Genomic DNA, 12,419 nt, shown 5'->3' with positions numbered 1-12,419 from the left:
ACGCGACTTACCCGGCCACCGCCCGCAGCAGACGTTTCCGCGCCGGAGGAATCGATCCGATTTCCAGCCCGGTGAACACATGCAGCGTGTTCATATGCCGGTCGACCACCGCATGATCGCTGACCCAGCCGCCCATCATTAGGTAAGTGCGCAACAAAGGAGGCATTCGCAGCATCGCCTTTTTCGCATCGGGCCTACGTCGCAAACGCGAGGCAAAGCGGAAGACATCCGGCGCTTTGACCCGAGGCAACCACCGTTTCGGGGCCAGATGGCGGTGTTTCAGCATCGCAAACGCATCCAGATAATGCGCGGTCTCGGTTCCAGCAAATGAGGAGCAGCCAAACAGCATCTCGACCTGATTCTGGTCAACAAAGGCGGTCATTGCACCCCACGCGACGCGCAGAATATCCGGATCAGTCCAGTCCGGATGGATACAGAATCGCCCCATCTCGACCATGCGGCCATCGAAATCTTCGAGACTGGAGAGATCATAGAACTGGGCAGAATAGCTGCGCCCGATATCCGCACCATTGGCCATGGTCAGCATCCGAAAACAGCAAACCAACTGCCCATCGGCCTGCAAATCCTCGACCAGAACATGGGCGCAGCCGGCATCAAACGCGTCCGTATCGATCTGATCCGTTCCAAAGGCCAGGGTTCTCAGGCGCTGCGCTGCCTCCAAATCGTCGGCACTTTGCGCCAGTCGCGCCTGATAGCGTCCCTTGCTTAACAAGACGGCCTTGGTCATGGTCGCTTCCTCCGCGCTTGCGGACCGGATTTCTGAGTTACGCTCCCGTTACCACAGAAGATGTGACCGCCATGTGAAGCAAACAAGACGGTCAGCTATGTTATTCGGACGCGCCCGGAATGTTCGCCGGGTTGAAGTTGCCGATATTGCCCAGCAGCTGACGCAGGAAACCTGTGTCGCCGACGCTGGATTCGGTCACACGGCGTTCCAGCGGAATCACAAGCCCGTCTTCAAGCCCGAATCTTTCGATATTCCGGACCACCCCGCGCTGATCAAAGCTGATCGCGACCAGCTCTCGCGAAACGACCTCGGGCCGTTTGGGGCCGTAATGGCGCACGCGTGAACGCACATAATAAAAGCCAGAATCATTCACAACACCGGAAATGCCAGGTGCGCCGATGGCCTCGGTCACGCTATCGCGCGTGTCGGTGCCGACCTTGATCTCGGCCAGTTCATCCGCAGGCGGCACATAACCGTGATTCCTGAAAATCGGCGTACAGGCGGTAATCGCAGTAAGGCAAGCAAGGAACGCAACCATTCGCATCGCCGATTTCGACCTGATTCCAACCATCAACTTGTTCACCCTCTTGCCTTGGCCTCTTGCGGCTTCTATCCGATTACAGAAACCGCAGCCACGGTTCAACACATAGAAAGGCTCAGGACATGGGGAACGTTACATCCCTGCGGGTGGCCGACCTGCCACAAAACACCCCAACCTCGTTTGAGCTGCGCCCGGAAAAGGACGCGCTTGAGGCAATCAAACAGGATTTGGGCCTGCTTGGGTTGCGCAAACTTAGCTTTGTTGGGCAAGTGCGCGCCGATGGTAAGCGCGACTGGGTCTTGACCGGCACATTGGGTGCAACGGTGATCCAGCCCTGTGTCGTGACGCTGGAACCGGTGACAACCCGGATCGATATGCCTGTTTCACGCCTGTATGTGGCCGATTGGTCCGATCCGGATGAACCGGAATACGAAATCCCGGAAGGTGACGAGACTGAGCCGCTTGGGGCCGAGATCGACCCCGAGATCGTGATGATCGAAGCGCTGTCGCTGGCCCTGCCTCAATATCCCCGCAAGGACGGGGCCGAGCTGGGTCAGGCTGACTATACAGAACCCGGCAAACAGGCGATGACAGATGAAGATGCCAAACCCTTTGCTGGGTTGGCCGAACTGCGGGATGCGCTGAAAAAAGACGAGTGACAGAGCCTTGATTTCCTGTCATAGCAGGCGGTCAGAAAAATCGCTTGATCATGACGAGAATCGCAGTATTTTCGCGCGCTCATCGGATTTTAGGTTGGACAACGTGGGGCATGTACCCTAAACGCGCGTCAAACCACGATAAAATGAAATACGAAACCCGGTCGGCAGCGAATCTGCTGGCCCACAGTCAGACAAAGGTTGAGACCATGGCCGTCCAACAGAACAAAGTTTCCAAGTCGCGTCGCAACAACCGCCGCGCACACGACGCTCTGGTTGCTGCAAACCCGAACGAATGCCCGAACTGTGGCGAACTGCGTCGCCCTCACCACGTCTGTGGCGCATGTGGCCATTATGATGACCGTGAGGTGATCGCACAGGCCGACGAAATCGACCTGGACGACGAAGCAGCCTAAGCCTGATTGAACGCTGGCCCGGGAATGACTGAACAGCCCACGCACGCCGAACGGATCACCATCTCGGTTGACGCTATGGGTGGGGACGCAGGTCCCACAGTTGTTGTTGCAGGCCTTGCGCGATCAGCAAAGAAGAACCCTAATATCGGGTTTCTGCTGCATGGTCCCGAAGACACGCTACGCAAGCTAGTAGCGAAACGGCGCGTCCTGGATGGGCGCGTCGATTTTCGTGATTGCACCGACGTGGTCACGATGGAAGATAAGCCCAGCCAGGTTGTTCGCAACGGCAAGCAGACGTCGATGTGGTCGACACTGGAAGCCGTGCGCCAGGGTGAAGCACACGGGGCGGTTTCGTGCGGCAACACCGGTGCCCTGATGGCGCTGTCGATGATGCGCCTGCGCAAATTGCCGGGGGTCAACCGTCCGGCGATTGCGATCCTTTGGCCTTCGCGCAATCCCCAGGGCTTCAACGTGATGCTGGATGTGGGCGCCGATGTCCGGGCCGATGCCAAGGACCTGCTGCAATATGCGCTGATGGGGGCCTCTTACGCCCGCAACGGTATGGCGCTGAATCGCCCCCGGATCGGCCTGCTGAACGTCGGCACCGAGGAACACAAAGGCCGGGCCGAGTTGAAAGAGGCGCATGCCTTGATCGCCGATTTTTCCGATCCCGCAAACTTCGATTTTGTGGGCTTTGTCGAAGGCAGCGATATTCCCGGTGATAAGGCAGATGTGATCATAACAGACGGGTTCACTGGCAACGTCGCCATCAAGACAGGTGAAGGCACCGCCAGTCTGATCGGCGATCTGCTGCGGCAGGCATTCAAGTATACGCCTCTTTCACGTCTTGCATCGATTTTGGCAATTACTTCGTTGCGGCGTTTGAAGAAACGCATCGATCCTCGTCAAGTAAACGGCGGGGTATTCCTTGGCCTGAACGGCACAGTCGTGAAATCGCATGGCGGTGCGGACGCAACCGGTGTTTCGGCGGCCGTCAAGCTGGCCTTTACACTGGCCGAGTCCGGATTTGCCGAAAAATTGGCCGCACGGGTTGCATCAACAGCCCAGCTTGCACAAGATGCCGCGCATGCCGCGCCGCAGGCGGAAGAATAACAAAGAAGGCAGTACCCAAGAATGGCAGGCCGTTCAGTCGTTGTAGGTGTGGGGCACTATTTGCCCGAACGTATCGTCCCGAATTCCGAGTTCGAACGAACTCTGGATACGTCGGACGAATGGATCCGAACGCGCTCCGGTATCGAACGCCGCCACTTTGCAGCCGAAGGGGAAACAACCTCGGATATGGCCACCAAAGCCGCCGAGGCCGCCTTGGCCGATGCGGGGCTATCCGTAGATGATATCGATGCCATCGTGCTTGCAACCTCAACCGCGGATCTGACCTTCCCTTCCGCTGCGACGATGGTGCAGTCTCGCTTGGGCATGACGAGAGGGTTTGCCTTTGACGTACAGGCGGTCTGTGCGGGGTTCGTCTATGCGATGACCAATGCCAATGCGCTGATCCTGTCTGATCAGGCCAAACGCGTTCTAGTGATCGGGGCCGAGACATTCTCTCGAATCATGGACTGGTCGGATCGGTCGACCTGTGTGCTGTTCGGAGACGGCGCAGGCGCGTTGATCCTGGAACTGCAGGACGGCAATGGCACCTCCGACGATCGCGGGATTCTGGCCACCGATCTGAACTCGGATGGGCGCTACAAGGATCTGCTCTATGTCGATGGCGGGGTGTCGACCCAGACCACCGGCTATCTGCGAATGAAGGGCAACCAATTGTTCCGACAAGCGGTTGAGCGTTTAACCTCCACCGCCGAAACCTGTTTGGAAAAAGTTGGGCTGAAACACGAAGATGTGGACTGGATCGTGCCGCATCAGGCCAATATCCGCATCATTCAGGGCACCGCCAAGAAACTGGGTGTGCCAATGGATCACGTTGTTGTCACCCTACAGGATCACGGTAACACTTCGGCGGCCTCGATTCCCTTGGCCATGTCCGTGGCCAAGCAGCGCGGGCAGTTCAAACCGGGCGATTTGCTGGTGACAGAGGCGATCGGTGGCGGTTTGGCCTGGGGATCGGTACTTTTGCGTTGGTGACAAGCGCATTCCAGCTTACACAGCCGCGCGCAATTCATTGATATTGACAGTGAATTTGCCCTGACCCTATGGTTTGGTAGCAACAGGGGAAAAAACATGGGCGACAAAACACTGACCCGAATGGATCTGAGCGAGGCCGTCTTTCGTGAGGTTGGCCTGTCACGCAATGAAAGCGCACAGCTGGTCGAAAGCGTTCTGAACCACATGTCCGATGCGCTTGTGCGTGGCGAACAGGTCAAGATTTCGTCTTTTGGCACCTTCAGCGTTCGGGACAAAACCGCCCGTATCGGTCGCAACCCCAAAACCGGCGAAGAGGTTCCTATACAACCCCGCCGCGTTCTGACCTTCCGCCCGTCGCATCTGATGAAAGATCGCGTCGCCGCCGGGAATCGCAAGTAACGCCGGAGCTCTGCGGACATGAGCAAATCGCCCGACGCATTTCGCACGATCTCTGAAGTTGCGGATTGGCTCGGTGTTCAGGCCCATGTGCTGCGATTCTGGGAAAGCCGGTTTACCCAAGTCAAACCCGTCAAACGCGCTGGAGGGCGGCGATATTATCGCCCGAACGATATGCTGCTGCTGGGCGGCATCAAAAAGCTGCTGCATGAAGATGGTGTGACGATCAAAGGCGTTCAGCGGATTTTGCGCGAACGCGGCGTTGCCCATGTCATTGGGCTGTCCCATGGGTTGGATGACACACCCGTGGCAGCGCCCCAAGCTGGTGAAGACACCGTTGTCCCCTTCTCGCCTGCGCCTGCATCGGAACAGATCGACATGAACCTCGACGCACCTGTCGCGGCTCAAGCAGACGTAGAAACAGAGCCAGTGGCTGATCCGGCGCCGCAAGAGCCCGTGCTTGACACGGCACCTCTGACAGGTGGCCTGACGTCATTGGTCTGGAATCGTACCGAGTTTGACGCCGATCTTCTGAACAAAATCGCACCCATTGCACGGGACCTGCGCAACTGGCTGGACCGGGTCGAAGCCAAGACGGCGGGATAGGAAAAAGGCATTGTTTTCCTCTTGCCCCTGCCGGGAATTTCTTTATGAACACTCCAACGTCGGGCTATGGCGCAGCCTGGTAGCGCGTCCGTCTGGGGGACGGAAGGTCGCAGGTTCGAGTCCTGCTAGCCCGACCATATCACACCGACGTTTGTGGCACATTGGCCAGATCCCGCTCTGGCATCAGGGGGGATCGGAATGACAGGTGTATGCCCAAACCAACAGATCGAAGCGATGATCGCGCGCGGTGAGATCACTGCCACACCCGATGTCATCCCTGCTCAGGTGCAGCCAGCCAGCCTTGATCTACGTTTGGGAACAGTGGCTTACCGGGTTCGCGCATCCTTTTTAGCTGGTGAAACCCGATCCGTCGCTGACCGACTGACCGAGTTCGAGATGCACCGGATCGACATCACCGACGGGGCCGTTCTGGAAAAAGGCTGCGTCTATCTGGTGCCGCTGATGGAAGCACTGGACTTGCCCGGCCATACCAGCGCCGTGGCCAATGCCAAAAGCTCGACCGGGCGGCTGGACCTGCTAACCCGCACCATCACCGATGGCGGGACCGAGTTTGACCGTATTCCGGCAGGTTATACCGGGCCACTTTATGCCGAGATTTGCCCTCGCTCCTTCTCGGTTCTGGTCCGCCCAGGCATGCGTCTGAACCAGATCCGGTTCCGTCAGGGTCAGGCGGTTCTAACCGACGCCGAACTGAACGATCTGCATGCTGAATCGCCACTGGTGGATGGCCCTGCTGTCATCCAAGATGGGCTGGGTTTTTCGGTCGATCTGCAACTGCCGGATACTGATCTGGTCGGCTATCGTGCCAAGCCGCATACGGGCGTTATCGATTTGGACCGGATCGGCGAATACGACCCGCAGGAATACTGGGAAGAGGTGCGCACAAAGGATGGGCGTATCATCCTCGATCCCGGTGCCTTTTACATCCTTGTCAGCCGCGAAGCAGTGCATATCCCACCGATGTATGCCGCCGAGATGGCCCCCTATCTGGCTATGGTCGGAGAGTTCCGTGTGCACTATGCAGGCTTCTTCGATCCCGGTTTCGGCCATGCCGAGGCTGGTGGTGCCGGATCGCGCGGCGTGCTTGAGGTTCGCTGCCACGAGGCGCCCTTCGTGCTGGAACACGGGCAGGTCGTCGGGCGATTGGTCTATGAGAAAATGGCCGAGATGCCCACGCAGCTATACGGCGCTGGCATCGCGTCGAACTATCAGGGACAGGGCCTGAAACTGTCCAAGCATTTCAAGGCCATAGATTAAGCTTCAGAACTTCATGAACCGGCGCATCTGGCGTGTTACCCGATGCGCTTGTCTTAGGTTTTGCCCGTGACGCGGCGCGCCAGTTTTCTTCTGCGTACCCGCGTCCGAGGGTGCCTGATCCGGATTCCCACCCCGACGGCTGGCCATATCAATGCCCTTGTCGATCCCTTTGTTCACTAGGCGGCGCATGACCTGTCGCACGATCATGTCGATGATCCGATTGGCGTTCATTGCTCAACTCCGTTTCCTATGCCTCAAGATAGCGTTCATCTGCGGCAACAAAAGGGCCAGCTGATCACTCTTCCTCGAACAGCTCGGTTTGATCCTCGTCTTCGGCCTCATCCTGCCCCTCGCCCAACGGCATGGCACCCGGTGGCGGGCGGTTTTCCAGCAGCCCGGCGGCGCGCAATTCCTTGAGGCCCGGCAGATCGCGGGCGTTTTCCAACCCGAAATGATCCAGAAACTCTGGGGTCACCACAAAGGTTACTGGACGACCCGGTGTCATGCGTCGACGGCCCAGACGAATCCACTCCATTTCCAGCAGTTGATCAATCGTCCCGCGTGACACAGAAACCCCGCGAATCTCTTCGATCTCGGCCCGAGTGCAGGGCTGGTGATAGGCCACGATGGCCAGCGTCTCGATCGCAGCGCGGCTCAGCTTGCGTGTCTCAACCGTTTCTTTCTGCATCAGGAACCCAAGGTCAGGGGCCGTGCGGATCGCCCAGGCCTCACCCACCTTGACCACGCGCACTCCGCGCCCTTCATAGCGTTTCTGAAGCAATTCAACCGCTTGCGCCGCATCGCTGCCATGCGGCATCCGCGCTTCGAGATCGGCAACCGTCACTGGTGCGGCGCTGGCAAACAGCACAGCTTCGACCATGCGTTCCTGTTCGGCCAGCGGGGGCGCTTCAAACAGGGTGCCGGTCTGTTCGGGTGTGTCAGTCACGTGTTTCAGTCCTCTTGCGCAATTGGATCGGAGCAAAGGTCTCGCTTTGCTTCATTTCCATATGTCCTTCTTTCACCAGCTCCAGCGAGGCCGCAAAGGTCGCCGCCGTGGCTGAGCGGCGGCGAACTGGATCAGCCTCCCATCCGTCCGGCAGGTAGGTCTCCATATCGGTCCAGGTCCCGGCAAACCCGATCAGTGGGCGCATCCGTTCCAGCGCCTGTTCCATGGTGAACACCGCATCACGGTCCATCACAAAAGGCCGGAACTCATCGCGTGTGCGGATACGGGCATAGCCCTGCATCAGGTCCAGCAGCGTCGCGGAATAGGTCACCGTACGGATGCGGGTGACGTCCTCGCCCTGCCCGCGCTTGAAGAAATCACGCCCCAATTGGTCTCGTGCCATCAGACGTGCGGCAGCATCTCGCATGGCTTGCAAGCGTTCCAGCTGGAACGCCAGATGCGCGGCCAGTTCCTCGCCCGAGGGGCCTTCGTCATCCGGGTCGGGCGGCAGCAACAGGCGCGATTTCAGGAAGGCCAACCATGCGGCCATGACCAGATAATCCGCCGCAAGTTCGATCCGCAGCGCGCGGGCTTTTTCTACGAAAGCCAGATATTGCTGCGCCAGTGCCAGAACCGAGATTTTGCGCAGATCCACCTTTTGCGTACGCGACAGGGTCAGCAGCACGTCCAGCGGGCCCTCAAACCCGTCGACATCAACGATCAACGCCTCGGCGGCCAGCCGATCGGCGACCGAGACCGGGTCTTCGCTGAAAAGGTTATCGTTCATATACCTGCCCGCCCATTAGGGCAGATAGTTCCGCTTCGGTGGCCTCGATGTCAAGTTCCTGCGGGGGTTTGCGCATCGCCAAAGCCCGTTCAGCGCGGGCCTGAGCAAGATCGGTCATCTGACCGGCGGCCTTAAGCACCTCGGCGCGTTCCATCAAGCTGGCATTGCAGTGCAAAACCACGTCGCACCCGGCCTCGATCGCCTGACGCGAGAGCTCGGCCGCCGAGCCGCTCAGCGCCTTCATCGAGATATCGTCGGTCATGATCAGGCCCTCAAAGCCAATGACATCTCGGATCACCGTCATCATTTCGGCCGAGATGGTCGCCGGGTGAGAGTCGATCTGCCCGAACACCAAATGCGCGGTCATGCCCATCGGCAGATCGTTTAACGCGCGAAACGGTGCGAAATCAGTCTCTTTCAGCTCCTCCAAGGGCAGATCGACCAGAGGCAACTCAAAATGAGTGTCCAGCGTTGCACGTCCGTGACCCGGCATGTGTTTGACCACAGGCAGTACACCGCCGTCCAGATGGGCCTGCGCCACGGCACGTCCGATCTTGCCGATGGTGTCCGCGTCTTCGCTGTAACACCGGTTGCGCAGAAACGCATGGGTCTCAACCCTAGCCAGATCCAATGTGGGTGCGCAGTTGCTATCGATCCCGAGCTCGAACAGCTCATGCGAAATCAGGCGATAGCGCAAATACATGGCCCGCTCAGCCTGTTCTCCGGCCCGCTCTGTATGATCCAGCGGAGGCGTCCACTCGCGGGCCAGAGGCGCGCGCAGACGCTGCACGCGCCCGCCCTCCTGATCGATGGTGATCGGGCAATTACGTCCGACCGCCTCGCGGAAATCATCGCATAAAGCCCGGACCTGATCGGCGCTGTCGATATTGCGGGCAAACAGGATGAACCCAAACGGGTTCATCTCGCGGAACAGGGCCCGTTCGTCGTCGGTTAGCCGCAGTCCCTCAGCATCGGTGATCGCGGCGCCAAATGTCACCGGACGGCGACCGGGATACAGTCAGCACCTTGTGCAACGAGTGCGGCACAGAACTGACGAGAATCGCTCAGATCCTCGAACCCCAGCACGCGCAGCCGATAGAAGGTGCGCCCTCCGCTTGAGGTTTTCTGGATAACACGCTGTTTTCCATCCATATACTCGCCGAATTGGCCGCTCAGGCGCACCCATTCGGCCTTTGCCACATCCGGGCTTTCAAATGCACCCAGCTGGGCCAGCCGGGTTCCTTTGCTGAGTGTATCGGGGTCGATATCCAATCCAACAGCCGCCTTCACTGCTGCATTTATCGACGCCTCGGAGGTATCGACAGCAAGCGCGCGGCGCGCCGGGCGCGTATGCGGACGCAGTGACCGGCGCACGCCGGGCAGTTCCGCAATCGCCGGGTCCGGCAGTGCAGCTGCCAGATCGGCCGGGTCGATGGCGGGTTCTTCCTCGGGCGCGGCAAGGGATGCAACCTGCACACCTGGTGCAGCCTCTTGATCGGCACGCGCCGCCTCGCCTGCCAGTTCCGCCACCAGAGCATCAACCGCGTTCTGCCGCAGCGCCGCAGCCTCTTGGTTTGAGATCGGTTCTTCCACCACATGCAACGCCGGAGTGGGCTGCAATTCGCCTGCCGGCAGGTCCTCATCCGTCAACGACACCGGACGCGGTGCAAGGATCAGACGATCCGCAGGGGCAGCAGCCGTACCTTCGGCAGCCACGGCGTTCACCGCCAGCCCCTGATGATCGGCAGGCCGCCCGCCGGGATTTTCAGGTTGGATGCGCATCGGACCTTCGGCGGCCCGCACAACTGGTACACCGCTGACATCGCGCATCACCAGCTTGTAGCTCCAGACACCAACACCGGCAACCAACGCCAAAGAGGCCACCGCCCCCAGAACATTCACCATCCGCGCGAGCCCTACGGTGCCGCGTGCTTCATCCTCGGGATAGACATCCTGAGCCTGTGATTGATTCGGGTAATGCATATGCTCGGGGTCGTGATGCCCCGAGTAATCGTAACTCGCCATTTTGCCTCACCGCCCGATTGCGCCTGAAATCAAAGCGCGCGGGTCATTTCTTGTCTGCCTCAGACCGGCGGTTCGGGCGGTATTGATTACCGCATCTCCTGCGCCGGAGTAACGCCAAGAATACCCAAGCCTGCTGAAATCACAACAGAAACGGCACGGGCCAATGCGATTTTCGACTGGCTTGTGGCAACATCGCCATCCTGAATGAAACGCAGCTGGGTTTCGTCATTGCCCTTGTTCCACAGAGCATGAAAATCCCCAGCCAATTCATAGAGATAGAAGGCAACCCGGTGCGGTTCATTGGTCCGCGCAGCAATCTCGACCAGCCGCGGCCATTCCGCCAGTTTCTTGGCAACCGTTAACTCGGAGGCGTGATCGTTTTTGCTAAGATCCGCGTTCGACAGCGCCGCATCATCAGCGGCAATCCCGGCCTCGGCTGCGCGACGCAGCACGCTCATGACCCGGGCATGGGCGTATTGCACGTAGAACACGGGGTTCTCGCGGCTTTGTTCCAATACCTTGTCGAAATCGAAATCCAGCGGCGCGTCGTTCTTGCGGGTCAGCATCACGAACCGGGTCACATCAGGGCCGACCTGATCGACCACGTCTCGCAAGGTGACAAAGTTCCCGGCCCGTTTGGACATCTTGAATGGTTCGCCATTCTTCCACAGCTTCACCAACTGGGTCAGCTTGATATCCAGCGGCACCTTACCGTCAGACAGTGCCGAAACGGCGGCCTTCATCCGTTTGACATAGCCACCATGGTCCGCGCCAAACACGTCGATCAGCGCGTCAAAACCACGGCTGACCTTGTCATAGTGATAGGCGATATCCGGTGCGAAATAGGTCCAGGCGCCATCCGATTTCTTCACCGGGCGGTCGACGTCATCGCCATGTTCGGTCGATTTGAACAGTGTCTGCTCGCGCGGTTCCCAATCCTCAGGCTTCTTGCCTTTGGGTGGCTCGAGAACGCCTTCATAGATCAGACCCTTGTCGGTCAGCGACTGCAAAGCCGCCTCAATCCGGCCCGTGCCATAAAGGGATTTCTCCGAGAAGAACACGTCCATCTCAACGCCCAGCGCCTTCAGGTCGACACGGATCAGATCCATCATAGCGTCAGTGGCGAAGTTGCGAAGCTCTTCCAGCCATTCGCTCTCGGGCTTGTCGATCAGGCTGTCGCCGTATTTCTCTTTCAGCGCCTCGCCGATTGGGATCAGATAGTCACCAGGATAGAGGCCCTCAGCAATCTCGGGGCTCAGACCGTTGGCTTCGCGATACCGCTCGTAGGCGGACCGAGCGAGCACGTCAACCTGCGCTCCGCCATCGTTGATATAGTATTCGCGCGTCACATCATGGCCGGAATAGTCCAGCAAGCTCGCCAGAGCATCCCCGATCACCGCGCCCCGCGTATGGCCCACATGCAGCGGCCCGGTCGGGTTGGCGGAGACATATTCCACGTTGACCTTCTGCCCCTGTCCCATGGTCGAGCGGCCATAGTCCGTTCCCATCTCCAACACGCGCGCAAGAACACCCTGCCAGACCGTCGCGGCCAGACGCAGGTTTAGGAACCCCGGCCCTGCAACCTCGGCGCTGGTGATCCGGTCATCAGCGGCCAGCTTGACCGCCAAAGTATCCGCAATGTCGCGCGGCTTCATCTTGGCGGGCTTTGCCAGCACCATCGCCGCATTGGTCGCCATATCGCCATGCGCCGCATCGCGCGGAGGCTCGACCGCCACGTTGTCAAAGCTCAACCCCTCGGGCAGCGCGCCTTCGGACTGCATCTGCGCCAGCGCGTCCAGTACCAGGGCACGGATCTCGGAAAACAGGTTCATTACGGATGTCCTTTTGCTTGCCGGGCGGTTTACCACGCAAAGCGTCAAGGTCAATGGATCGCGCAAGTTTGCGCTTGGCTTC

At 59.2% G+C, this 12,419-nt stretch carries 15 protein-coding genes and 1 tRNA gene; 8 read left to right on the top strand and 8 right to left on the bottom strand.

Translation table 11 applies throughout. The annotated features are described in order from the left end of the window. Positions 1-7: 7 nt before the first annotated feature. Positions 8-748, bottom strand: a complete 741-nt coding sequence (locus ACR0EL_RS01780; RefSeq protein ID WP_480497695.1) for a GNAT family N-acetyltransferase — start codon at positions 746-748, stop codon at positions 8-10. 100 nt (positions 749-848) lie between these two features. Further along, complete coding sequence (locus tag ACR0EL_RS01775) at positions 849-1,286, bottom strand: outer membrane protein assembly factor BamE (protein ID WP_353006730.1); 438 nt, start codon at positions 1,284-1,286, stop codon at positions 849-851. A gap of 125 nt (positions 1,287-1,411) precedes the next feature. On the opposite strand from ACR0EL_RS01775, the gene ACR0EL_RS01770 reads away from it, so the two are divergent. From ACR0EL_RS01770 to ACR0EL_RS01735, 8 genes are all read left to right on the top strand, one after another. Then, on the top strand, positions 1,412-1,948 hold the full coding sequence (locus ACR0EL_RS01770; protein ID WP_480497692.1) for a YceD family protein: 537 nt from the start codon (positions 1,412-1,414) through the stop codon (positions 1,946-1,948). A 206-nt stretch (positions 1,949-2,154) separates the two neighbouring features. Further along, positions 2,155-2,361: a 50S ribosomal protein L32 gene (gene rpmF, locus ACR0EL_RS01765; protein WP_170530503.1), complete on the top strand. Its 207-nt coding sequence runs from the start codon at positions 2,155-2,157 to the stop codon at positions 2,359-2,361. 24 nt (positions 2,362-2,385) lie between these two features. Continuing rightward, on the top strand, positions 2,386-3,474 hold the full coding sequence (gene plsX, locus ACR0EL_RS01760) for a phosphate acyltransferase PlsX (protein WP_480497690.1): 1,089 nt from the start codon (positions 2,386-2,388) through the stop codon (positions 3,472-3,474). A 21-nt stretch (positions 3,475-3,495) separates the two neighbouring features. Then, positions 3,496-4,467, top strand: coding sequence for a beta-ketoacyl-ACP synthase III (locus ACR0EL_RS01755; protein ID WP_480497688.1), 972 nt, complete (start codon positions 3,496-3,498; stop codon positions 4,465-4,467). Positions 4,468-4,563: 96 nt separating this feature from the next. Continuing rightward, positions 4,564-4,866, top strand: a complete 303-nt coding sequence (gene ihfA / locus ACR0EL_RS01750; protein ID WP_008755922.1) for an integration host factor subunit alpha — start codon at positions 4,564-4,566, stop codon at positions 4,864-4,866. Positions 4,867-4,884: 18 nt separating this feature from the next. Then, complete coding sequence (locus tag ACR0EL_RS01745; protein WP_480497686.1) at positions 4,885-5,469, top strand: MerR family transcriptional regulator; 585 nt, start codon at positions 4,885-4,887, stop codon at positions 5,467-5,469. Between the two features lie 60 nt (positions 5,470-5,529). Further along, a tRNA-Pro gene (locus tag ACR0EL_RS01740) sits at positions 5,530-5,606 on the top strand. Between the two features lie 61 nt (positions 5,607-5,667). Further along, a complete protein-coding gene (locus tag ACR0EL_RS01735; protein ID WP_480497684.1) occupies positions 5,668-6,747 on the top strand; it encodes a 2'-deoxycytidine 5'-triphosphate deaminase in 1,080 nt (359 codons plus the stop codon). Positions 6,748-6,750: 3 nt separating this feature from the next. Here the strand turns inward: ACR0EL_RS01735 and ACR0EL_RS01730 are convergent, their stop codons facing one another. The 6 genes from ACR0EL_RS01730 to argS all read right to left on the bottom strand — a co-directional run bounded on the left by ACR0EL_RS01730 (position 6,751) and on the right by argS (position 12,337). Then, positions 6,751-6,978 (bottom strand): hypothetical protein, encoded by a 228-nt coding sequence (locus tag ACR0EL_RS01730; protein WP_480497682.1) that lies wholly within the window; start codon positions 6,976-6,978, stop codon positions 6,751-6,753. A gap of 64 nt (positions 6,979-7,042) precedes the next feature. Beyond that, complete coding sequence (scpB, locus tag ACR0EL_RS01725; protein WP_480497680.1) at positions 7,043-7,693, bottom strand: SMC-Scp complex subunit ScpB; 651 nt, start codon at positions 7,691-7,693, stop codon at positions 7,043-7,045. After that, on the bottom strand, positions 7,686-8,480 hold the full coding sequence (locus ACR0EL_RS01720) for a segregation and condensation protein A (RefSeq protein ID WP_353006715.1): 795 nt from the start codon (positions 8,478-8,480) through the stop codon (positions 7,686-7,688). The genes scpB and ACR0EL_RS01720 overlap by 8 nt, the downstream gene beginning before the upstream one ends. Next, complete coding sequence (gene nagZ / locus ACR0EL_RS01715; protein ID WP_480497678.1) at positions 8,470-9,477, bottom strand: beta-N-acetylhexosaminidase; 1,008 nt, start codon at positions 9,475-9,477, stop codon at positions 8,470-8,472. Before nagZ ends, ACR0EL_RS01720 begins: the two co-directional genes overlap by 11 nt. Then, the gene (locus ACR0EL_RS01710; protein ID WP_480497676.1) at positions 9,474-10,505 is read right to left on the bottom strand and encodes an SPOR domain-containing protein; all 1,032 of its coding nucleotides are present in this window, start codon (positions 10,503-10,505) and stop codon (positions 9,474-9,476) included. Before ACR0EL_RS01710 ends, nagZ begins: the two co-directional genes overlap by 4 nt. Before the next feature lie 86 nt (positions 10,506-10,591). After that, positions 10,592-12,337: an arginine--tRNA ligase gene (gene argS, locus ACR0EL_RS01705; RefSeq protein WP_480497674.1), complete on the bottom strand. Its 1,746-nt coding sequence runs from the start codon at positions 12,335-12,337 to the stop codon at positions 10,592-10,594. Positions 12,338-12,419: the final 82 nt, after the last annotated feature.

It is taken from the genome of Ruegeria sp. AH12, from assembly GCF_056541465.1.
This window is presented reverse-complemented; position numbering and strand designations above follow the sequence as displayed.

What these genes read in the sequence shown, in the direction of transcription:
- ACR0EL_RS01780 (WP_480497695.1), bottom strand. Translation starts at nt 748, where the DNA reads ATGACCAAGGCCGTCTTGTTAAGCAAGGGACGCTATCAGGCGCGACTG.
- ACR0EL_RS01775 (WP_353006730.1), bottom strand. Translation starts at nt 1,286, where the DNA reads ATGGTTGCGTTCCTTGCTTGCCTTACTGCGATTACCGCCTGTACGCCG.
- ACR0EL_RS01770 (WP_480497692.1), top strand. Translation starts at nt 1,412, where the DNA reads ATGGGGAACGTTACATCCCTGCGGGTGGCCGACCTGCCACAAAACACC.
- rpmF (WP_170530503.1), top strand. Translation starts at nt 2,155, where the DNA reads ATGGCCGTCCAACAGAACAAAGTTTCCAAGTCGCGTCGCAACAACCGC.
- plsX (WP_480497690.1), top strand. Translation starts at nt 2,386, where the DNA reads ATGACTGAACAGCCCACGCACGCCGAACGGATCACCATCTCGGTTGAC.
- ACR0EL_RS01755 (WP_480497688.1), top strand. Translation starts at nt 3,496, where the DNA reads ATGGCAGGCCGTTCAGTCGTTGTAGGTGTGGGGCACTATTTGCCCGAA.
- ihfA (WP_008755922.1), top strand. Translation starts at nt 4,564, where the DNA reads ATGGGCGACAAAACACTGACCCGAATGGATCTGAGCGAGGCCGTCTTT.
- ACR0EL_RS01745 (WP_480497686.1), top strand. Translation starts at nt 4,885, where the DNA reads ATGAGCAAATCGCCCGACGCATTTCGCACGATCTCTGAAGTTGCGGAT.
- ACR0EL_RS01735 (WP_480497684.1), top strand. Translation starts at nt 5,668, where the DNA reads ATGACAGGTGTATGCCCAAACCAACAGATCGAAGCGATGATCGCGCGC.
- ACR0EL_RS01730 (WP_480497682.1), bottom strand. Translation starts at nt 6,978, where the DNA reads ATGAACGCCAATCGGATCATCGACATGATCGTGCGACAGGTCATGCGC.
- ACR0EL_RS01720 (WP_353006715.1), bottom strand. Translation starts at nt 8,480, where the DNA reads ATGAACGATAACCTTTTCAGCGAAGACCCGGTCTCGGTCGCCGATCGG.
- ACR0EL_RS01710 (WP_480497676.1), bottom strand. Translation starts at nt 10,505, where the DNA reads ATGGCGAGTTACGATTACTCGGGGCATCACGACCCCGAGCATATGCAT.
- argS (WP_480497674.1), bottom strand. Translation starts at nt 12,337, where the DNA reads ATGAACCTGTTTTCCGAGATCCGTGCCCTGGTACTGGACGCGCTGGCG.